General features: G+C 63.4%; 18 protein-coding genes. 13 read left to right on the forward strand and 5 right to left on the reverse strand.

Annotated elements, in window-relative coordinates:
- Positions 1–11: 11 nt before the first annotated feature.
- Positions 12–764 carry an SDR family oxidoreductase gene (locus JC607_RS20920; RefSeq protein ID WP_198838764.1) on the reverse strand — a complete coding sequence of 251 codons (753 nt, stop codon included), beginning with the start codon at positions 762–764 and terminating at the stop codon, positions 12–14.
- The gene (locus JC607_RS20925) at positions 761–1,621 is read right to left on the reverse strand and encodes an N-acyl homoserine lactonase family protein (RefSeq protein ID WP_198838765.1); all 861 of its coding nucleotides are present in this window, start codon (positions 1,619–1,621) and stop codon (positions 761–763) included. Before JC607_RS20925 ends, JC607_RS20920 begins: the two co-directional genes overlap by 4 nt.
- 191 nt (positions 1,622–1,812) lie before the next feature.
- On the opposite strand from JC607_RS20925, the gene JC607_RS20930 reads away from it, so the two are divergent.
- The 8 genes from JC607_RS20930 to JC607_RS20965 all read left to right on the forward strand — a co-directional run bounded on the left by JC607_RS20930 (position 1,813) and on the right by JC607_RS20965 (position 10,084).
- Positions 1,813–2,229: a carboxymuconolactone decarboxylase family protein gene (locus tag JC607_RS20930; protein ID WP_198838766.1), complete on the forward strand. Its 417-nt coding sequence runs from the start codon at positions 1,813–1,815 to the stop codon at positions 2,227–2,229.
- Positions 2,230–2,294: 65 nt separating this feature from the next.
- Entirely contained in the window at positions 2,295–3,782 is a 1,488-nt protein-coding gene (locus JC607_RS20935) for a 4-hydroxyphenylacetate 3-hydroxylase N-terminal domain-containing protein (protein ID WP_198838767.1), read from the forward strand.
- Positions 3,783–3,848: 66 nt separating this feature from the next.
- Positions 3,849–4,232 (forward strand): nuclear transport factor 2 family protein, encoded by a 384-nt coding sequence (locus JC607_RS20940; RefSeq protein ID WP_198838768.1) that lies wholly within the window; start codon positions 3,849–3,851, stop codon positions 4,230–4,232.
- A 4-nt stretch (positions 4,233–4,236) separates the two neighbouring features.
- The gene (locus tag JC607_RS20945; protein WP_198838769.1) at positions 4,237–5,670 is read left to right on the forward strand and encodes an amidase; all 1,434 of its coding nucleotides are present in this window, start codon (positions 4,237–4,239) and stop codon (positions 5,668–5,670) included.
- A gap of 5 nt (positions 5,671–5,675) precedes the next feature.
- Positions 5,676–6,965 carry an amidase gene (locus JC607_RS20950; RefSeq protein ID WP_198838770.1) on the forward strand — a complete coding sequence of 430 codons (1,290 nt, stop codon included), beginning with the start codon at positions 5,676–5,678 and terminating at the stop codon, positions 6,963–6,965.
- Positions 6,962–7,492 carry a flavin reductase family protein gene (locus tag JC607_RS20955; RefSeq protein ID WP_198838771.1) on the forward strand — a complete coding sequence of 177 codons (531 nt, stop codon included), beginning with the start codon at positions 6,962–6,964 and terminating at the stop codon, positions 7,490–7,492. Before JC607_RS20950 ends, JC607_RS20955 begins: the two co-directional genes overlap by 4 nt.
- Before the next feature lie 27 nt (positions 7,493–7,519).
- Entirely contained in the window at positions 7,520–8,563 is a 1,044-nt protein-coding gene (locus tag JC607_RS20960; protein WP_198838772.1) for a 2,5-dihydroxypyridine 5,6-dioxygenase, read from the forward strand.
- 3 nt (positions 8,564–8,566) lie between these two features.
- Positions 8,567–10,084, forward strand: a complete 1,518-nt coding sequence (locus JC607_RS20965) for a GMC family oxidoreductase (RefSeq protein ID WP_198838773.1) — start codon at positions 8,567–8,569, stop codon at positions 10,082–10,084.
- 475 nt (positions 10,085–10,559) lie between these two features.
- On the opposite strand, the gene JC607_RS20970 is transcribed toward JC607_RS20965, so the two are convergent.
- From JC607_RS20970 to aldA, 3 genes are read right to left on the reverse strand one after another with little or no spacing between them, the layout of a single operon-like run.
- Entirely contained in the window at positions 10,560–12,167 is a 1,608-nt protein-coding gene (locus JC607_RS20970; protein ID WP_233093065.1) for a GMC family oxidoreductase, read from the reverse strand.
- Positions 12,168–12,169: 2 nt separating this feature from the next.
- Positions 12,170–13,408: a mandelate racemase/muconate lactonizing enzyme family protein gene (locus JC607_RS20975; RefSeq protein ID WP_198838774.1), complete on the reverse strand. Its 1,239-nt coding sequence runs from the start codon at positions 13,406–13,408 to the stop codon at positions 12,170–12,172.
- A gap of 10 nt (positions 13,409–13,418) precedes the next feature.
- Positions 13,419–14,843 (reverse strand): aldehyde dehydrogenase, encoded by a 1,425-nt coding sequence (aldA, locus tag JC607_RS20980; RefSeq protein WP_198838775.1) that lies wholly within the window; start codon positions 14,841–14,843, stop codon positions 13,419–13,421.
- A gap of 133 nt (positions 14,844–14,976) precedes the next feature.
- Here aldA and JC607_RS20985 point away from each other — a divergent pair, with 133 nt between their 5' ends.
- From JC607_RS20985 to JC607_RS21005, 5 genes are all read left to right on the forward strand, one after another.
- The gene (locus tag JC607_RS20985; protein WP_198838776.1) at positions 14,977–15,768 is read left to right on the forward strand and encodes an IclR family transcriptional regulator; all 792 of its coding nucleotides are present in this window, start codon (positions 14,977–14,979) and stop codon (positions 15,766–15,768) included.
- A gap of 120 nt (positions 15,769–15,888) precedes the next feature.
- Positions 15,889–17,259 (forward strand): lyase family protein, encoded by a 1,371-nt coding sequence (locus tag JC607_RS20990; protein WP_198838777.1) that lies wholly within the window; start codon positions 15,889–15,891, stop codon positions 17,257–17,259.
- A gap of 57 nt (positions 17,260–17,316) precedes the next feature.
- Positions 17,317–18,822 carry an aldehyde dehydrogenase gene (locus JC607_RS20995; RefSeq protein ID WP_198838778.1) on the forward strand — a complete coding sequence of 502 codons (1,506 nt, stop codon included), beginning with the start codon at positions 17,317–17,319 and terminating at the stop codon, positions 18,820–18,822.
- A 45-nt stretch (positions 18,823–18,867) separates the two neighbouring features.
- Positions 18,868–19,899 carry an aldo/keto reductase gene (locus JC607_RS21000; protein WP_198838779.1) on the forward strand — a complete coding sequence of 344 codons (1,032 nt, stop codon included), beginning with the start codon at positions 18,868–18,870 and terminating at the stop codon, positions 19,897–19,899.
- A 71-nt stretch (positions 19,900–19,970) separates the two neighbouring features.
- The gene (locus tag JC607_RS21005) at positions 19,971–21,572 is read left to right on the forward strand and encodes an ABC transporter substrate-binding protein (protein WP_198838780.1); all 1,602 of its coding nucleotides are present in this window, start codon (positions 19,971–19,973) and stop codon (positions 21,570–21,572) included.
- Position 21,573: the final 1 nt, after the last annotated feature.

Genomic DNA, 21,573 nt, shown 5'->3' on the forward strand with positions numbered 1-21,573 from the left:
GGCCCCGCCCCTCAGGCAAAGGACCAGCCATTATCCACCGGGATCGCTGCCCCGTTGATCCCCGCGCTCGCGCCCCCGCAAAGGAAGACCGCCAGCGCCGTCACCGTCTCCATCGGGATGAATTTGCCGCCCGGCTGGCGGGTCGAGAGAAACGCGCGCTCGGCCTCGGCCTGACTGATCCCGCGCGCCTCAGCCAGCGCGCTGATCCGTGCCAGCGCCGACTCCGTCGCCATCAGCCCGGGGCAGATCGCGTTGCAGGTGATCGCGGTATCGGCGAGTTCCAGCGCCACCGTCCGCGTCAGCCCGGTGATCGCATGTTTCGTGGTGACGTAATCGGCGCGGCCCGGAGCGGCGATCAGACTATAGACCGAGCCCATATTGACGATCCGCCCCCAGCCCTTAGCCTTCATCCCCGGCAGGCAGGCTTTGATCAGCCGGAAGGGCGCCGAAAGATTGACCTCCAGCGCGAGGTCCCAGTCTGCATCGGGCAGATCCCCGACGCCGGCCATCCGCCGGACCACCGCATTGTTGATCAGGATATCGACGCCGCCAAGGTGATCCGCCGCCCGCGCGGCAAGGTCCACCGCTGCCCCGGGCTGCGCCAGATCCGTGATGAAACTGGCCGAACCGAGGCCCGCTGCCGCATCCGTGACGGCAGGGGAAATATCGGACAGAAACACCCGGTCGCCCGCAGCGGCAAAGGCCTTCGCCAGCCCCAGCCCAAGGCCAAGCGCCGCACCGGTGATCAGCACGCCCCGGCTCATGCGCTGAGCCCGGCAAAGGCGATCAGCGGCGCCACATCAAGGCGCACGGCGATACCGTCGAGCGTCTCCGACACGGGTGGATAGGCCCGCATCACCAGCGGATCATGACCGGGGATAATGTGATCCAGCGAGGGCGCGAGTGTCGCCAGCCGCTCAAACCCACGGCGCAGCTGCGCCTCATCCCAGAGGATCGGGAAGGGATTGCGCCGCGCGAGATTGGCATAGAGATGCGTCGCATCCGAGGCGATCAGCACCCGCCCCCGCGCGGTCGGGACTGACACCGCCTGAAGCCCGGCGCTGTGGCCGGGTATTTCATGCAGGATGAGGCCATTGCCCAGATCGTGATCCCCGCGATGAAACCGGATGCGCCCGGCGTAAAGGCTGCGGATGTAATCGACGATGTTTTCCACATCAAACACACCCCGCGCGGCCGGGTCACAGATGCAGGGGCCGGTGGCATAGGCCGCTTCGGCCTCTTGCAGATGGAAGGTCGCTGCCGGGAAATCGCCAAAGCCGCCCGCGTGATCGTAATGCAGATGCGTCAGGATCACCGTCTTCACCTGATGCGAATCGATGCCCATCAGCGCCAGCGCCTCGCGCGCGGTCCGGTGCAGGCGCCGCCCCCGCCGAACAGCGGCATCCGGCCCGAATCCGGTATCAATCACGACGACCTCATGCCCGCGCCGCGCCAGCCAGATGAAGTAATCCAGGTTCGATCCCGCCTCATGCGGATCAGCGGGAAGAGCGGTGGCATCAAGGAAATTCTCACCCGCCTGGCGGCCCGAATGTTCGGCATATCGCAGGGCAAAAAGCTCGAAAACCGCCGCCTCTGCCGGAGGTAAGTGCTGATCCTGCATCGCGGCCTCGCCTCCCCTTTTGCGTCTGCCTCATTTGCGGGCAGCGGTGTTTTGTCTATCAGTATGACCGTAATCCTGTCATACAATCTGTTGACAGGTCAAGCGCGCCATGCCTAACCTGAATGCAGTTCAGCAGGCCCGTCCAACCCGACCGTTCCCGGCCCGCGCCCCTATCCCCAGCGGAGAATGACATGACCCGTCCCGAATTCGAGGGTGAGCAGTTTCAAAAAGGGCTGCAGGTCCGCCGTGAGGTGCTGGGCGACGCCTATGTCGCGCCCTCCCTTGCCAATGCCGATGAGCTGACCGCGCCCTTGCAGAAACTCGTGACCGAATGGTGCTGGGGCGAAATCTGGACCCGGCCGGGGCTGGAACGCAAGACCCGATCCTTTCTGAACCTTGGAATGCTGATCGCGCTGAATCGCCCGCATGAGGTAAAGCTGCATGTCCGCGGCGCGCTGAACAATGGCGTGACGGAAGCCGAGATCATCGAAGTAATTTTGCAGGCCGCGATCTATTGCGGTGTTCCGGCGGCGCTGGATGCGATGCGGTCGGCGACCGAGGTGATCCGCCAGATGCGCGATGAGAAATCCGCCGCCGAAAAGGCCTGACCTGCTTTCGCCGCAGCCCCCGGCACGAGGGGCGCGGCATGTCATCCCAACAGGAGAACACCCCCGTGACACAGGGAAAACCAGACACGATCAACGGCAGGCCACATCGGCTGAAGACCGGCGCGGAATACAAGGACTCGCTGAAGGATAACCGGCAGATCTGGGTGGGGGGCCGCAAGCTTACTTCGGTCTATGACGAGCCTGCGCTTGCGAAAGGCATCGACACGCTGGCCTCGATGTTCGACGATCAGTTCGACCCGGAACACCAGGACGCGACCACCTATTACGATGACAAGGTCGGCGCCGTGATCTCGCGCGCCTGGCAGGTGCCGCGCTCGAAAGAAGACCTCGCCGCGCGGCGCCGGATGATCGAATACACCTCGCTGAAAACCGCCGGCACCTTTGGCCGCCCGCCGGATCTTTCGCCCGCGATTGTGGCCGGGCTTTACGCCTATCTGCCCACCTTCCGGCAGAAGAAGTCGATGATTGACGGGGTCGACCCCGATTTCGGCGCCAATATCGAAGCCTATATGGAATTCGGTCAGAACAACAACCTGACCGCCTCGGAAAGCCTTGCCGGACCACAGGCCGACCGCTCCTCGCCGAAAGCCTCCGAAGCCTCGATGCTCAAGGTGAAAAAGGTCACGAAGGACGGCGTCTATATTTACGGCGCCAAGACCGTCGGCTCGATCGCCGCCCAGGCCAATGACATCTTCTTCACCAATCTCGGCGGGCTGATGGAGACGCCGCCCGAGGCCTGTATCTGGGGCTCGGTGCCGATTGACACCGACGGTATCAAGATGATCTCGCGCGAGATGGTCTCGCAGCCGGAGGCGTCGAAATTCGACCATCCGGTGTCATCCCTGGGCGAGGAAGCCGACCAGTTCATCGTCTTCGACAATGTGTTCGTCCCGAAAGAGCGGCTCTTCAACCTGGGCGATCCGACCGGCATGTCCTGGTATGGCCCGGTCTGCGTCTATGCCCATTGGCATGTGCTGACCCGCCTTGCGGTCAAGGCTGAACTGTTTGTCGGCGCGGGGCAGATGGTGCTTGACTATCTCGGCACCGGCAAGATCCCGGCAGTGCAGATGATGCTGGGCCAGCTGGTGGAATATGCGCAGACGCTGCGCGCCTTTGTCACCGCAGCCGAGGCGCTGGCGGTGGAGCTGGAAGGCGGCGTGGTGCGCCCCGATGTCGGCATGCTGACGGCAGGGCGGCTCTATTCCATCGAAAACTACCCGAAGATCATCCATATCCTGCAAGAGATGTGCGGCCAGGGTCTGGTGATGCGCTTCGGCAAGAGCGCTTTCGACAACCCCGAAGTTGGCCATTTCCTGCATGAGCTGCTGCCCGGCCATGGCGTTTCTGCCATGGTCAAGGAACAGCTGATGAACTTCATCTGGGATATGACCTCGGGCTCGCTCGCCGGTCGGGTGGCTTTGTTCGAAAACGTCAACGCGACGCCTGCGCCGGCCCTCCGCGCCCGCCTCTATAATGAGGTGAAGCGCGACACTTACGTCGCCCAGGTGAAGAAGATCGCCGGGATCGAGTGATCCCTGATTTCCCCGCCCGTTTCAGCCACGGGCGGGGCCATTCCGGATTCTGGCCCGGGTGCTGCCATGCAATACGTAGACCTGATCAACCGCTTTTACGCCGCCTATGCCGCGCGCGACGCGCAGGGGGCTGCCGCGCTCTATGCGGCTGATGGCCGCCATGACGAAGTCGCCATGGGCAAATCACGGCAGGGGCGCGAGGCGCTGGCCGAGGGGCTGGAAGGCTTCTGGCGCATGTTGCCGGATGTCGCCTGGTCCCGCCAGGGCTATATCCGCGCAGGGGATCACGTCGCGGTGCCCTATCATATGACCGGCACCTTCACCGGCAAGGATGGCCGTCCCCGCCCCATTGCGCTGGACGGGCTGCATCTGTTTGAAATCCGGGATGGGGTCTTGCGGGTCACCAAAGACCTTTGGGACCTCGACCTCTTCAAAGCACAGATGGGCTGAGGCAATGCAGGAACTCTCCACTCTCGACGGCATCGCCACCGCAAAGCTGATCGACGATTTCGAGGTCACCCCCTCCGAGGTTCTGGAGGCTGCGATTGAACGGATCGAGCGGCTGAACCCAAAGCTGAATGCGGTCGTGCATGAGCATTTCGACCTCGCCCGCAGGCAGGTCGCGGCATATGCTTCCGCCAAAGGCTTCCTGCCCTTCAGCCCGCTGGCCGGGGTACCGATGCTGTTGAAAAACACCGGGTTCGAGGCGGAAGGGATGCTTCTCTCCTCTGGCTCGGAGCTGTTGCGGGGCGTGGTCAGCCAGCGCGATTCGACCATTACTGCGCGTTACAAGGCTGCCGGAATGGTGATCCTCGGCAAATCCAACACACCGGAATTTGCGCTTTCCTTCACCTCGGAACCCGAGGCCTTCGGCCCGACCCGCAACCCCTGGGATCTGTCCCGCACGGCGGGCGGATCATCAGGCGGGTCCGCCGCTGCCGTCGCCTCCGGCATGGTGCCGCTCGCGAACGCGTCAGACGGCGCCGGATCAACCCGCCTGCCCGCTAGCCATTGCGGGCTTTTCGGGTTCAAACCCTCGCGCCTTGTGAACCCGGTCGGCCCCATGGCCGCCGAGGCCATTGGCGGCATGTCGACGCCGCATGCCGTGACCTGGTCGGTCCGCGACAGCGCGGCGATGCTCGACATCAGCGGCGGCCCGGATATCGGTGACCCCTGGGCCTCGCCTGCGCGCCCGGGCTATCTTGCCGCGCTTACAAAACCGACCGGGCATCTGAAGATCGCCCTGGTGACCAAAGCGCCCCTTGGCGAGACCATCGACCCCGAGATGATCCGCGTCACCAATGAGGCCGCCCGCTTCCTGAAAGACTGCAACCATACCATTATCCCGGTCCCCGATATGGGCTATGATGCGCTCGCGCTGAAGACCGCCTGGCGCCAGGTCGTCGGCACGAACGTGGCGCTTGGCGTGACCGGCGGCGACCCGAAATCGCCCCGCCTCGCGCAGCTGGAAGAGGTCAACCGCGAATGGGTGCACGAGGCGCTGTTGCTGCCCGCGACCACCTATCTTGCGGCGGTGCAGACCCTGCACAGCGCAGCCCGCGCGCTTGGCCGCTTCTTCGCACAATATGACGCTGTTCTGACCCCCGCCGCCGCTGAACCGGCACCGCCCATCGGAAAGCTTGCCGGCAGCGGTCAGAGCCTCGACGCCTTTTATGACCAGTTCTGGTCGCATTCCCCCTTTACCGCCGTCTTCAATGCCTCCGGCTGCCCCGCCATGTCGGTGCCCTTCGGCACAAGCGCCGGCGGGTTGCCCATCGGCATTCATATCGGCGCCGGATTTGGCGAGGACGCCATGCTGCTGCAACTCGCCCATGACATCGAATCCGCCATGCCCTGGGCCAGGCGCCGCCCGACGATCTTCGGGTGAGCGCGATGAAACCAGAGACGATCCTTGCCCTTTCCGCCCGCGAGATCGCATCCCGCGTCGCCTCGGGTGATCTCACCGCCCGCCAGGTGACCGAGGCGCATCTCGACCACATCGCCGCCACTGACGGCCCGGTCATGGCCTGGCAATATCTCGACCCGGATCAGGCCCGCGCAAGCGCCGATGCGCTGGACCGGCGCGGCGCACATGGTCCGCTTGCGGGTGTGCCGGTCGGCGTCAAGGATGTGATCGACACCGCAGATATGCCCACGGGTTACGGCACGAATATCTATGATGGTTTCCGCCCCCCCTGGGACGCGGCAGCGGTCGCGCTGACCCGATCCGCCGACGGGCTGATCCTTGGCAAGACCGTCTCGACCGAACTCGCCATGGCGAGCCCGAATAAGACCCGAAACCCGCATAATCCGGCCCATACGCCGGGCGGCTCCTCTTCGGGATCCTGTGCCGCTGTCGCCGCCGGCCATGTGCCGCTGGCTTTTGGCACCCAGACCTCCGGCTCGGTGATCCGGCCGGCGAGCTATTGCGGCGTCACTGCGCTGAAACCCTCATTCGGGCTGATCAATACGGTGGGGATCAAAGTGCTCTGCCACAGCCTCGACACGCTGGGGATCCTCGCGCGCGGCATTGAAGACGCCGCGCATGCGGCCTCGGTGCTTTCGGGGTATAGGGCCCTCGCGACCCTTACACCCCCTGCCCGCCCGCGCCTCGCGGTTCTGCCCGGCACGCGGCTTGAAAAGGCCGATCCGGCAAGCACAGAGGCGGTTTTACGCCTTAAGGCCCGGGCAGAACAGGCCGGGGCCGAGGTCACCTTTCTCGACCCGCCCGCCTGGTATGACGGTATTTTCGACCTGCATGAAGCCGTGATGGGCTGGGAAGTAACGCATTCCCTCGCCCCCGAGATCCGCGACCACTGGCAGGGCCTGACCCCCGTCACCCGCGCCATGCTGGAAGATCAGGCCCGGGTGACGGAGCCGCGCTATCGCGCCGCACGGGAACAGCTCCCCGCCCTTCGCACCCGGATGGACGATCTGCTGGCGCGGTTCGACGCCGTGCTCACCCTCGCAGCCCCAGGCGAGGCGCCGGAAGGCATCGCGACGGGTGATCCGATCTTCAACCGGCTCTGGAGCGTCTTGCAGGTGCCTCTGATCAACCTTCCCGGCGCGACCGGGCCCAGGGGCCTGCCGATCGGCGTGCAGCTTGTGGGCGCGCGCGGCGCGGATCACCGGCTGGCCTCTGCGGCGCTCTGGCTGGAACAGATGCAAAAGGCGCTTCCATGACCCAAGGCCCAGACCCGACCCATGGAACAGACCCGCTGCCAGATGATTTCCGCGCCGCGATGCGGCTGCTGGCGGCCACGGTCACCATCATCACCGCAGGAGAAGGCCCTGCCCGGCGCGGCCTCACCGCCACTGCCGTCTGTTCGATGTCGGTCACGCCGCCTTCGATGCTGGTCTGCGTCAACAGGGGCGGCGCGGCACATCGCGCCATTTCAGACGCGGGCAGTTTCTGCGTCAATATCCTCGCCGATGACCAGCGCGAGGTGGCACAGCGCTTTGCCGGCCAGACCGGTGACCAGGGCGAGGACAAGTTCGCCCCGCATGGCTGGACGCATCTCGCCACCGGCGCACCTGCCCTCGACGGCGCGCTGGTCAATCTCGACTGCCAGATCGCAGGCGCGACCGAAACAGGCAGCCATTCGATCTTTATCGGCGAGGTCCGGGCCATCCGCTTTGGCACCGCGCCGTCGCCTTTGCTGCATTTCAACCGCAGCTTCTTCACCCTCGCCCATACGACCGCGCTCTGACAGCGCCCCATCAGGAAGGATCCCCCCATGGCCATCAGCGACGCGCATTTCCTCAGGGGCTGGAAAGAGGTGCTGACCGCGTGCAAGCTGAAACCCGGCGAACAGGTGACGGTGCTGACGGGCGACGACAGCAACCGCCAGATTGCCTATATTGCCAAGCTGGCAGCCTCGGATCTTGGCGCGGTGGTGACCGAGCTGAACCTGCCGGTGATGAATGGCGAGAAGGCGCTGTCGCCGGATAAATCCGGCTATGTCGGCAAAACCGCGCTGGAGCTGAACTCGGCGGCGCTCGCCTGCCTGAAGGCGTCCGACCTGGTGATCGACACGTTGCAACTCTTGTTTTCCAAAGAACAGGAAGAGGTGCTGAAAGGCGGCACCCGCATGTTGCTCGCGGTCGAGCCACCCGAGATCATGATGCGCCAGATCCCGCGCCCGGAAGATAAGCTCCGCGTGCTGGCGGCGGCAAAGAAGATCGGGCAGGCGAAAGAAATGCACGTGACCTCAGCTGCCGGGACGGATTTCCGCTGCAGGCTGGGGCAATATCCGGTGCTGACGCAATATGGGCTGGCCGATGAGCCGGGCCGCTGGGATCACTGGCCCTCCTGCTTTTCGGCGCGCTGGCCCGATGAGGGCAGCGCCGAGGGCACCATCGTGATCGATGAGGGTGACATCATCCTGCCCTTCAAACATTACGCCCGCGAACAGGTCTTCGTGACCATCGAGAAAGGCATGATCGTCGATATCAAAGGCCGCACCGAGGCCGAATTCATGCGCAAATTCATGGAAAGCTTCAATGATCCGCGTGCCTATGCCATGGCGCATGTCGGCTGGGGGCTGGAAAACCGCGCACATTGGACGGTGCTGGGCCTTTACAACCCGCAATCGCAGCTCGGCATGGATGCGCGGTCTTTTGCAGGCAATTTCCTCTGGTCTTCCGGCCCGAATACCGAGGCCGGCGGCGACCGCGACACGCCCTGCCACCTCGATATTCCGCTCCGGAACTGCTCGGTCTCGCTGGATGGTGAGGCGATGACGATTGACGGCGTGGTGCAACCACCGGACCAGAAGTAACCCATGCGCTTTGACCTCGCGATTGTCGGTGGCGGCTCTGCCGGCGCCCTGCTGGCGGCACGGTTGTCGGAAGACCCCACGCGGCAGGTGGTGCTGATCGAGGCCGGGGGCGAACCCACCGACCCCGACATCCTCAATCCGCAGATGTGGCCCGCGATCCAGCATCGCGACTATGACTGGGATTACCGCACCACGCCACAGCCAGGGCTTGCCGGGCGCGCTCTCTCCTGGGCACGCGGGCGGGGGCTTGGCGGCTCGTCGATGCTGCATGCGCTTGGCCATTTCCGGGGCTGCCGCGAGGATTTTGCCACCTGGGAGCAGGCGACCGGCGATCCCCGCTGGTCCTGGGAGGGTCTTATGCCTGCGTTTCTCGCCATCGAGGATCATAGCTATGGCGGGGATGGTATCCATGGCAAAGGCGGCCCGATGCCGGTCTGGCTGCCGGGCGAAGAGGTCTCTCCCCTCGCCCGCGCCTTTATCGAGGCGGGCGCGGGGCTGGGGCTGAAACGCCTGAACGGACATAACACCGGCGCGATGATCGGGGTCACGCCCAATTCGCTGATGATCCGCAACGGGAAACGCGTGACCACCGCCGAGGCCTGGCTGACGCCCGCCGTTCGGGCGCGCACGAACCTGACACTCCTCACCGGGACACTGGTGACCCGCCTTATCCTGGCGGGATCGCGCATCACCGCGCTGGAGACCTCTGCGGGCCGGATCGAGGCCGATCAGATCCTCCTCTCCGCAGGCGCGCTCGAAAGCCCGGCCCTGCTGATGCGCTCCGGCATCGGTCCGGAAGCGGTGCTGGCAGCTGCCGGGATCCCCTGCCAGCTGGCGGTGCCGGAGCTGGGGCGGAACCTGATGGACCACCTGCTCGGCGCCGGCAATCTCTATACGGCAAAGCGCCCTGTGGCGCCCTCAAGGCTCCAGCACTCCGAAAGCATGGCCTATATGCGGGCAGAGGGTTTCACCGCCAACGGCCAGCCGGAAATCGTGGTTGGCTGCGGCGTGGCGCCGATCACCTCCGAAATGTTCGACGCCCCTGCCCAGGGCACCGCCTACAGCTTGCTGTTCGGGGTCACCCATCCGACCAGCCGGGGCGAGATCCGCGTCACCGGCCCCTCGCCCGGCGATCCGCTGGTGATCGAGCCGCGCTATCTTTCAACCGGCAATGACCGTCGCCTCTTCCGCGCGGCGCTGAAAGCCGCCCGCGAGATCGGTGCCAGGCCCGAACTCGACCCCTGGCGCGACCATGAAATCCTGCCGGGCCCGGTCTATACGGATGCGGATCTGGATGCCTTTATCGCCCAGGCCGCGATCACCCACCACCATCCGTCCGGCACCTGCCGCATGGGGCGCGATGCGGGCGCGGTGACCACGCCCGATCTGAGGCTGAACGGCACCGATAATCTTGCGGTGGTCGATGCCTCGGTGCTGCCTGCCCTGACCGCCGGCCCGATCCATGCCGCCGTCCTGGCCATTGCCGAGACTTTTGCGCGGGGCATCGCCGGAGCAGGCTGAACACGCCGCCGACCTCGATCCTTATCGCGACAAAGGCGGACGCGCCCCACGCGCTCCGGTCCCATGGCCGCCACAGGGAAGACCAGGCGCAGCCCCCAGCCTGAAGAACCACCGGCCCCACCAGATCAGCGCAAGCGGCGCATCCGGCGTCTTTTGACAGACCTTCTCGCCATCCGGGTCACCCGGCAAGGCGAACCTGGACCTGCGCCTTACAAAGAAGGTGCCTTACAAGCTGTTAAGCCCCGGCATTTGGCGGATCGGGTTCGGGATGAATCGATCCCGATCTGAGGCCCAGACCTTGCCGGTAGAGTTACAGGACGCGAGGCGGCTGAGCTTCTCAAGCTTTCATGCGTCGATCTCCAAGGCCCCGGCCCCTGCCACCATTGAGGTCTCTTCACCGCAAGAGTCTTTCGGCGCCGGACCGCGATGGTTGCCCGAACCAGGAGCGCGCCCTGGCCCGGTCTGCCTGAATGCCTTACCGCCCTGTGATCATCGCAGCGGCCTTTTCGGCCACCATCATCACCGGCGCATTGATATTGCCGGAGGTGATATTGGGGAAGACAGAGGCATCGACGACGCGCAGCCCGCGAATGCCATGCACCCGAAGCTCGGCATCGACCACCGACGTTGCCGGATCCGGCCCCATCGCGCAACTGCCGCAAAGATGGTAGATGGATCCTCCCTCCTGGCGCAGATGGGCTAGCATCGCCTCATCACTGTCGCATCCGGGGCCGGGCGTCACCTCTTCTGCCGTGATCGCCCGCAGCGCCGGGGCCTGCATGAACCGACGGATCAGCCGGCTGGCCTCGATCACCTCCTGGCAATCGCGCCCGGTTGACAGGTAATTCGGCCGGATCAGCGGCGCGGCCAGCGGATCGGCCGAGGCAAGCGAGATGCGCCCCCGGCTGTCGGGGCGACAGGAGTTGAAGGCGAGCAGAAAACCCGGATAGGGCTCCGGCTCCAGCTTTGCTTTCGTGCTGGCCGGAATGCGGTAGGACATCGGGTTGAAATAAAGCTGGATATTCGGCGCATCGCCCGCAGACGCGGTGCGAAAGAACCCGCCCGCCTGATTGACGCTGAGCGCGAGCGGGCCTTTGCGGTTCAGCACATAGCGCATCCCCGCCCAGAGCTTGCCCCACCAGGGCCGCAGCTCGTCATTCAGGGTCGGCACATTCGCGCGGTAATAATAACTTGCGCAGAGATGGTCCTGGAGACCGCCGCCCACCGCAGGCAGCGCCGCTTTGACCTGGATTCCGTGCTGCGCCAGCTCTGCCGGATCGCCGATCCCCGACAGCATCAGGAGTTTCGGAGACCCGACCGCACCGGCCGAGAGGATCACTTCGCGGGCGGCGCTCAGGGTTTCGGTCACGCCATTCGCGCGGATCTCGACCCCGGTCGCGCGCCCGCTGTCATCGATCACGATGCGGGTGACATCCACCTTCAGCCGCATCGTCAGATTGGGCCGTTTCAGAGCCGGTTTCAGATAGGTTTTCGAACTGGATTGCCGCCTGCCCCTGCCGATATTCGTCTCATAGATCCCGGCGCCTTCAAACTCTGCGCCATTGAAATCGTCGCTGACCGGCAGCTGCAGTTCCCGCGCAGCTTCGATGAACCGGTCGCAGATCGGATGGGTCTGCCCCTTCATCGGCGTGATACCGACCTTCCCCCGGGAGGAATGCCATTCGGTATCGCCCAGCGGATGGTTTTCCAGCTTTCTGAACCAGGGCAGCACATCATCATAGCCCCAGCCGGGGTTGCCCGCATCGCGCCAGTCGTCGAAATCACGCCTTTGTCCGCGCACCCAGATCATCGCATTGATCGAGCCGGATCCGCCCAGGACCTTTCCGCGCGGCGTATAGATCTTACGCCCCGCCATGCCCGGTTCGGGCTCGGTCGAATACATCCAGTTGGTTTCGGGGTTGAAATAATTGCGCGCATATCCCGCCGGCATGTCGAACCAGAAGGACCGGTCCGAGCCGCCCGCTTCCAGCAGCAAGACGCGGGTGGCCGGGTCTTCGCTCAGCCGCGCGGCGAGGATGGATCCCGCCGAACCGGCGCCGATGATGATGTAATCGTAAGACATGATCAGGCCTTTGCGGGCGGTTCTTTCCAGGACGTGTCGGATTGCGCTTTGAAATCATGCGGGGTTTCCCACATGGAAAGGTGCAGGCGCTTGTCACTATAGGGGGAATGCGCCTCGATCACCTCACGGTTCAGGGTGATGCCAAGGCCGGGCTTCTCCGACGGGATGATCCAGCCGTCAGACCAGGTCAGCCCTTCCTCCAGCACCTCGGCATGGAAGCCATCCCAGCGGCGGATGCTTTCCTGCACAAGGAAATTCGGCGTGGCGGTCGCCAGCTGCACAGAGGCCGCAGCCCCCACCGGCCCGTTATAGAGATGCGGTGCGATCTGGGCGTAATGCACCTCGGCCAAAGCCGCGACCTTCTTGCCTTCCAGAATGCCGCCGACGCGGCCAAGGTTCATCTGCAGGATCGAGGCGCCATTGTTGCGCAAGAGATCGTGGAATTCGTATTTCGTGGTCAGCCGCTCACCGGCGGCAATCGGGATCGTGGTCTGCCCGGCGACGCGGCCCATGGCCTCGCTCTGCCCGGGCGGCACGGGTTCTTCGAACCACAAAGGATCATATTGCTCCAGCCGCCGCGCCAGACGGATCGCACCGGAAACCGTCATCTGGCCATGGGTACCGAACAGAAGATCGCAGCGGTTCCCCACCGCCTCGCGGATACGCCGGCAGAAGGTTTCCGAACGGTCCATGTCTTCCAAAGACAGCTGATGCCCGCCCATCACGGTATAAGGCCCGGCGGGGTCGAATTTCAGCGCCGTGAAACCCTGTTCCATATATTCCAGCGCGCAATCGACGCTGAGTTCGATATTGCTGTAATCGTGTTCGCCACGCGCGTTCTTCGGATAAAGATAGCTGTAAGAGCGCAGCTTTTCATGCACCCGACCGCCGATCAGCTCATAGACCGGCTTGCCCGCCGCCTTGCCGATAATATCCCAACAGGCCATTTCCAGGCCCGAGACGATGCCCATCATCGTCAGATCAGGGCGCTGCGTGAATCCGCTGGAATAGGCGCGGCGGAAGAATTTCTCGACATGATGCGGGTCCTCGCCGTCCAGCAGCCGGTCAAACACATCCTGGATCGCCGGGACCATGACCTTGGGGTGGAAGGTCGCGGCATAGACCTCGCCCACGCCCTCGATCCCGTCATCGGTGCGCAGGGTGACAAAAATCCAGTACATACCGCCGATATGGGGCGGCGGCACGGCGACTATATCGGTTTTAACGGATACGAGTTTCATAAGCCGCTCCTCACCAGCTCTGGATCACAAGGCGGGTCTGGGTGAAATCCAGCATCCCGTGTTTGCCGTCATCCCCGCCAAGGCCCGAGCGTTTCCAGCCCGAATGGTAGCCCTGATAGGGGTCTGCGGGGGTGCGGTTGATATAGACCTCGCCCGCTTCGATATTGTTCGCGACCATCATCGCCTTGCGGTAATTCTCGGTATAAATGACCGAGGACAGACCGAACTGATGGTCATTGGCCATCTCAAGCGCATCTTCGGTCGTCTGATAGCGCAGCACCGGCAGGACAGGGCCGAAGACCTCTTCCTGCACGATCTCCATCTCCTGGCGGCAATTCGTCAAGAGCGTGGCCGGGTAGAACCAGCCCGGCCCTTCGGGAATGACCCCGCCGCATTCCAGCTTTGCCCCGTCATCAATGGCGCGGCTGACCATCTGATGGATGTTCACCCGGGAATTCTGGTTGATCAGCGGCCCCATCACCGAGGGCTCGCGCATCCGGTCGCCGAATTTACGCGCTGCCATATGGCTGCGCAGCAGATCGACAAACCGATCATGCACGCTGTCCTGCACATAGACCCGTTCGATCGCAGTGCAGAGCTGGCCGCAATGGGTGGTGCGCGACGCGACCACCGCCGCGGCTGCTTTTTCCAGATCGGCATCCGCCTCGATGATCGCGGGCGTCTTACCGCCCAGCTCCAGCGAGGATTTCGCGATATTGACCTGGCTGTATTCCAGCACCTTGCGGCCCGCACCGACGCTGCCGGTCAGGGTGATCATGCCAACCCTCGGATGGGTGCAGACCGTCTGCGCCACCTGATGCGTCATCGCGATGATGTTGATTGCGCCCGCCGGAAAGCCGCAATCTTTCACCGCCCGCGCCACTTCCAGCGCCGAAGACGGCGTGTTGTTCGAAGGCCGCGCCACCACGGTATTGCCCGCAATCAGCGCCGGGGCGATTTTGCGCATCAGCGTATAGATCGGGTAATTGAACGGGATCAGCGCCGCGACGACGCCAATCGGCTCGCGCTGCAAAAGCAGGTTCTCATCAGGGCTGTCCGAGGGGATGATTTCCCCCTCGATCCGCCGCGCCCATTCGGCATGGTAGCGCGTCAGCTCGGCGGCGTAAAAGACCTCACCGGTCGCATCCTCAAGGCTTTTTCCGGATTCCAGCGCCAGCACCGCGCCGATCCGGTCCTTACGCGCGACCAGCATATCGGCCAGGGCCCGCAGATGCCCGGCCCGCTCGACCGAGGTCAGACGCCGCCAGCCGCGCTGTGCATGGGCCGCCGCCTCTACGCCTGCCCGCGCCTCGGCGGCGGTGGCGGCGGTGACATGCGCGATCTGCTGACCAGTGGCCGGGTTCAGCACTGCGATCAGCTCTTCGCCATCCGATGTCAGGAAGTCATTATTGACGAAGTTGCGGTCGATCCGCATGGCGTTCTCCGGTCCGATTTCGGCCAGGACCAGAGGCCAGACGCATCAGCCTGTCAATAAATTTCCATATCAGGAATAAATATTCCATATATGGAAAAAATATCCGCCCCCCTTGCCGATGAGCGCGTTGAACATGACAGATCCCGGAAAGCCTGATGCCGCGAAACGCGATTTCGTGAAAACCGCCGCCCCTGCCATTGACGGCACAGTGGCTGTGCTTGACGTGCTCTCGGCCTCGCCCTGGCCGCTGCAACTCTCGGAAATCTGCGAGAAGACCGGCATCGCCCAGGCCACGGCGCACAGGATCATCCATGCGATGCTCAGCCACCGGCTGATCGCGCCCGCCCCCGGCCGGCGCAAGACCTATATGCCCGGCTCGCGGCTGTTCCAGCTTGCCTCGGCGGTGTTCGCCCGCCAGCCCTTTGTGCCGCATTTCTACCCCATCGCCGAGATCCTGAAGAACGAGATCCACCGCTCGATCTTCCTCAGCCTGCCGATCGGCAATCAGGTGGTGATCCTTGCGCGGCTGGATGCGCCGGCCAGCACGGCCTTCAATGCCTATGTCGGGCGCACCATGCCGATGCATCTTTCGGCCTCCGGCAAGGCGATCCTTGCCGCCCGCCCGCTGGAAGATCAGCTCACCTATCTGCGCGATGAGGGCCTTGCCGCGCCCGGCATGGCGGCCGATCTGCCGGCGCTGGCCCAGGACCTGCAACGTTCGGCGCGGCTTGGCTATGCGGTCAGCCTTAACGAGATCCAGCTTGATGTCGGCTGCGTCGCCGCACCCGTGGTGAACGGGCGCGGTGAGCCAGTCGCAGCCATCAGCGCCTGTTTCACCGGCGAGGCGCTGAGCCTGCAAAGCGCGCGGGTCTATTCGAAAAACGTCGTCCAGGCAGCGCGCCAGCTTTCCTCGCATATCCTCTGAGCTGAAATACCGCTTTCTCCCCAAGTCATGACTTTTTGGAATGACCCTGGCGGAATAGTCGTTTGTTCACTGCCAAGAAATCGACTTTCCTGATCGCCATCGTGGGGGAGAACCCGATTCATGGTCAGCGGACGGAAGACACGCGTCGAGCGTGACAGTATTGGTATGCTTGATGTCAGCCTGGACGCCGTTTTCGGCATCCAGACCGAACGCGCTGTGCGGCTTTACCCGCTGGCCGGGCAAAAGCGCTTTTCCGATTACCCCGGCCTGCTGAACGCGATGCTGATCGTCAAAAAGGCCGCAGCACAGGTCAATATCGACACCGGCGCGATTGCGCCTGCCATGGGTGAAGCGCTGATCGAGGCGGCCTCGGACCTCCTGGCCACCCCACGCCCCGAGGCGTTTCCGGTCCATGCCTTCCATGGCGGCGGCGGGATTTCCTTTAATATGAACCTCAACGAGGTTCTGGCCAATCTGGCGAATAAAGCCGGATTTGGCGCGGATTACGGGTCTTACACCCCGGTCCACCCGAACGATCATGCGAACCTGAACCACTCCACCGCTGACTGCCTGTCCACTGGCTGCCATATCGCGGCACGGGCGGCTTTCGCCGGGCTGGCGGCGCAGATCGAGGGCCTCGCGACGGATCTTGACCGGCTGGGCGCCGGCTGGGCGCCGTTGCGCAAACTGGCGCGGACCTGCCTGCAGGATGCAGTTGATATCGGTTTTGCCGATTACCTTGGCGGCGTCTCCGCCTCGCTGCGCTTTAACCTGGAGCGCGCCACACGTGACGCCGATGCGCTGCGCGAGGTCTCCATCGGCGGCAATATCATCGGGCGGTCCGAGGATTGCGAACCGGCCTTTTTTGCCGCGATCCTGCCCGCCCTGAATGCCGCGCTTGCGGCGGCGGGCCTGCCCGCGGGCCTCACCCGGACCGACAATCTTTTTGCCGCAAGCCAGGCACATGACCGGCTGCTGGCGCTTGGCGCCTCGCTTGATCAGCTGGCGCGGACCCTGATCCGGTTCGCGAAAGACCTGCGGCTGATGGCCTCGGGCCCGCATGGCGGCCTTGGCGAAATCCGGCTGCCGGCGATGCAGCCGGGATCCTCCGCAATCCCCGGCAAGGTCAATCCGACGATCCCGGAATTCATGGTGCAATGCGGCATGATCGCGACCGGCCATGCGGCGGCGATGGCGATGACCCAGGATCATGGCGAAATGGATTACAACCCCTGGGAAGCGGTGGTGATCGTAAGCCTTCTCGAGATGATCGCGGTGCTGGAAAGCGGCGTCGCGACCCTGCGGCGCAACTGCGTTCAGGGCCTGCAGCCAGATACGGACCGCAACCGGGATCTCTCGACCAGCCTGCTGCCCTCGCTGATCCGGCTGAAACAGCTGAAAGGCTACAGCTATTCGGCGCAGGTCGCCAAAGACGCCGCGGGTGACCTTGATTTCGTGCGCCGCAAGGTGGCCGAAGCCGAACCCCGCTGAGTACCCCGCACCCACCCGACAGTTTCCCCGAACAGACCTCCTCTGTGGAAGACGACAATGACAGATAAATTGCTCGATACCGATCTTGACTGGGCCAGATCCTGGCTGAAAGAGAGCAAGAAACAGTATATAAATGGTGAATGGGTTGCCGGAAACGGTGCCGCCTGGGGGGTGAAGAACCCGGCCACCGGGGAAACCCTCTGCCAGATCGCGCTGGCCGATGCCGGTCAGATCGAGACCGCCGCCGAGGCCGCGAACCGCTGCCATCAGTCGGAAGCCTGGAGCCGCAAGACCTCGCGCAAGGCGCGCGCCGATCAGCTTATCGCGATTGCGCGGCTGATCCGCGAAAACGTCAGACAGCTGGCGCTGCTGGAAAGCCTTGCCAATGGCAAGACCTACCTTGAGGCCGTCAATGACGACATCTACACCTGCGCCGAGATCTTTGAATATTACGCCGGCTGGACCGATAAATTCTATGGCGAGGTCTCGCCGGTCGAAGACGGGTTCCTGAATTTCACCACCAAAGAGCCGGTCGGTGTCTGCGCCCTGATCGCGCCCTGGAATTACCCGCTCTACCAGGCCAGCCTGAAGATCGCGCCGGCACTGGCGATGGGCAATGCCGTGGTGATGAAGCCATCGGAATATACGCCCCTTGCGACACTGCATCTGTTTGAGCTGATCGACCGCGAACTGGATCTTCCCAAAGGCCTCCTGAACCTGGTCCTTTGCGATGGCGCAGCCGCGAACCAGCTGACGCTGAGCCGCAATGTCCATAAAGTGTCCTTTACCGGGTCGACCGGCGTCGGGCGCCGCATCGTGGCGAATTCGGGGGCCTCGAACCTGAAAGGCGTCACGCTGGAACTGGGCGGAAAATCGCCCTGCATCTTCTTTGAGGATACGCTCAATCTGGATGCCGCGATTGACCGCGCCTTCTATGTCATGTTCTCGCAAAAAGGCGAGAAATGTTCCGAGCCGACGCGTTTCCTGATCCAGAAGGGCATCTATGACTATGTTCTGGAGAAGCTGATCGCGAAGGCGGAGGCAGTGACCTGCGGCGACCCGCTGCTGGCTTTGACCGAGCAGGGCGCGCAATGCAATGAGGCGCAGTTCAAACGCATTATGGAGTATATCGAGATCGGCAAGACAGAGGCCGAACTCGTCGCAGGAGGTACCGCAGACACCTCTGGCAGCAACGCAAAAGGCCTGTTCGTCCGCCCGACGATCTTTTCCAACGTCCCTGACACCGCCCGCATCGCGCAGGAAGAGATCTTCGGCCCTGTCCTGTCCTGCACCCCGTTCGAGACCGCTGAGGACGCTGTTCGCATCGCCAATGGCACCAGCTATGGCCTCGCCGCCGGCGTCTATACCGGCAATGTAAACCTCGCGCACCGCATGGCCGAGCGCCTTGATGCCGGCATGGTCTTTGTGAACCGCTACGGCTGCTATGGGCTGTCAGCACCCTTCGGCGGCTTCAAGGAAAGCGGCTGGGGCAAGGAAATGGCGATCCATTCGCTGTCTTCCTACACGAAAACCAAAGGCACCTGGATCCATTTCGGCGGCTGACTACCCGACCGAGACCGCAACATCACCCTGAAAAGACAGACCAAAATGCAATATACCCGTCTTGGCCAATCCGGCCTGAAAGTCTCGCGCCTCTGCCTTGGCACGATGAATATGGGCTCGAAATCCTGGAAGCCGTGGATTTTCGACGAAACCGAGTCCGAGCCGATCATCGGCCATGCGCTGGACAATGGCGTGAACTTCATCGACCTCGCCGATTTCTACTCGGCGGGCGCGGGCGAAGAAGTCGTCTGCAACGTGCTGCGCAAGCTGGCGAAACGTGATGAGCTGGTGATCGCGACCAAGCTTGGCTATCCGATCGGGGGCGGCGCGAACAATGGTGGCCATTCCCGCAAACATGTGTTCGATGCGCTGCATGGCTCGCTGGCCCGGATGAAGACCGATTATGTCGACATCTATATGTTGCATTACTTCGATACCGAGACCCCGATCGAAGAAACCATGGAAGCGATGAACGACATCGTGCGTGCCGGCAAAGCCCGCTATATCGGCGTCTCGACGATGTTCACCTGGCAATTCGCCAAAATCCTCGCGATCTGCGAAAAGCATGGCTGGGCGAAACCGATCAATATGCAGCTGCAGCTGAACGCCGCCTACCGCGAGGAGGAACGCGAGATGCTGCCCTTCTGCATGGATCAGGGCGTGGGCGTCTCGGTCTTCAGCCCGCTGGCGCGGGGGATCCTTTCCAGCGATATGAATTCGGTCCGCAACAAGACCGACTTCTTCACCGCCGAGATGTATAACGATGCCGCCTCGCGCGATGTCGCGATGTCGGTCGCGCGTGTGGCCGAGGCGCGCGGCCTCAGCCCGGCGCAGATCGCCCAGGCCTGGGTGCTGAGAAAGCCCGAGGTCTCCTCGATGCTGGTTGGTGCCGATACGCGGGCGCAATTCGATTCAGCGCTGGCTGCGCTGACCACCGAGCTTGACGCCGATGAGGTTTATGAGATCGAGCGCAATTACACCCCTTGTGACGTGATCAACGATTACACCGCCGGCAAGCGCATCCCCCGCGCGCCGCGCCCGGCTGCGGGCCGTTTCGCGCTGGAGGCCGTGGCCTGAGGCCTTTACCGGAGCGGCGGCAACGCCGCTCCGGTCACATTTCAATAAAGTATCCGACAGGGAGAATAAGGATGGATGAGTTCAAAACGCTGAGCGGCAAGCCGCTGCACCCGGAAGCGCGCGCGATGCAAAGCCGTTTTGCGGCAGGGCAGATTGACCGTCGCGGTTTCCTGCGTGGCATGGCATGGCTTGGCGTCGCCGTGGGGGCCGCAGGTGCTGCCCCTGGTATGTTGCGCGCCGAAGAGACGCCGAAAGCCGGCGGCACGCTGCGTTTCGCCTGCCAGATCCAGGAAATCACCGATCCGATGATGGCGACCTGGATCGAATCCTCGAACCTGTTGCGCAACTGCCTTGAATTCCTGACCTTTGTCGATGCCGACAATATCACCCATCCCTATCTGGCGAAAAGCTGGTCGGCCTCGGATGATCTGACCGTCTGGGATTTCGAGCTGGATGAGCGCGCCAAATGGTCGAATGGCGACCAGTTCGGCCCGGAAGACGTGATCTTCAACATCGAGCGCTGGATTGCACCGGATTCGCAATCCTCGAACAAGAGCGCGTTTGAGGCGATCACGAAAATCGAAAAGACCGGCGATCATTCGGTGCGCATCACCCTGTCGCGCCCGATCGCATCGCTGCCCGAGCAGCTTTACTCCCATACCTGCGCCATCGCGCATCGTGGTTTTGCGGGCAACTGGCCGGCCGATCCGGTCGGGACCGGCCCCTTCTCGCTGGTCAGCCATGAGGTCGGTCGTCAGGCCATCTTCAAAAAGCGGACCGATTACTGGGGCACCCCGGCTTATCTGGACGAAGTGCATTACATCGACCTCGGCGCGGATATCACCACCCATCTGGCAGCGCTGTCGAGCGGCCAGGTCGACGTGCTCTACCGCGCGACGATTGCCGAATATGACCTTATGCAATCGCTGCCGAATATCCAGATCCTGAGCGGCAAAGCGGCCCATACCCTGGCGATCCGGATGCAGGTGGATCAGAAGCCCTTCGACGATATCCGCGTGCGCAAAGCGGTGCAGCTGGCGGCTGACAATGGCCAGATGCTGGCGATTGCCTATCGGGGCGAAGGTGATCTGGGCGCAAACTACCATGTCTCGCCGGTTCAGGCCGATTACGCGCCGGTCGATCCGATTGCCCGCGATGTGGCGGCCGCAAAGGCGCTGCTGGCCGAGGCCGGCTACCCGGATGGCATCGATATCGAGCTGACCCTTGGCAATACCCAGGGCAAATGGGAGCAGGACACCGCTCAGGTCCTGCAACAGAACCTCGCCGAGGCCGGCATAAGGCTGAAGCTGAACGTGCTGCCCGCCTCGCAATACTGGCCGATCTGGGACAAGGTGCCCTTCGGCGTCACCTATTGGGCGCATCGCCCGCTGGGCACCATGACGCTGGATCTGGCCTATCGCACGGGCGGCGCCTGGAACGAAAGCCATTACGCCAACCCGGACTTTGACGAGGCGCTGAACAAGGCGATGTCGCTGGTGGACCCGGACGCCCGCCGCGAGGCAATGGCGGTGGTCGAGACCATTCTGCGCGATGACGCGGTGATGGTGCAGCCCTATTGGCCGAACCGTTTCTCGGCCGCGGCGCAGAATGTGCGTGGCTTTGTGCTGCATCCGTCGGACTTCTTCCGTATGGATGGCGTCTGGCTGGCCTGAT

The sequence above is a fragment of the Paracoccus sp. IB05 genome (assembly GCF_016405985.1).
Classification (GTDB): Bacteria; Pseudomonadota; Alphaproteobacteria; order Rhodobacterales; family Rhodobacteraceae; genus Pseudogemmobacter.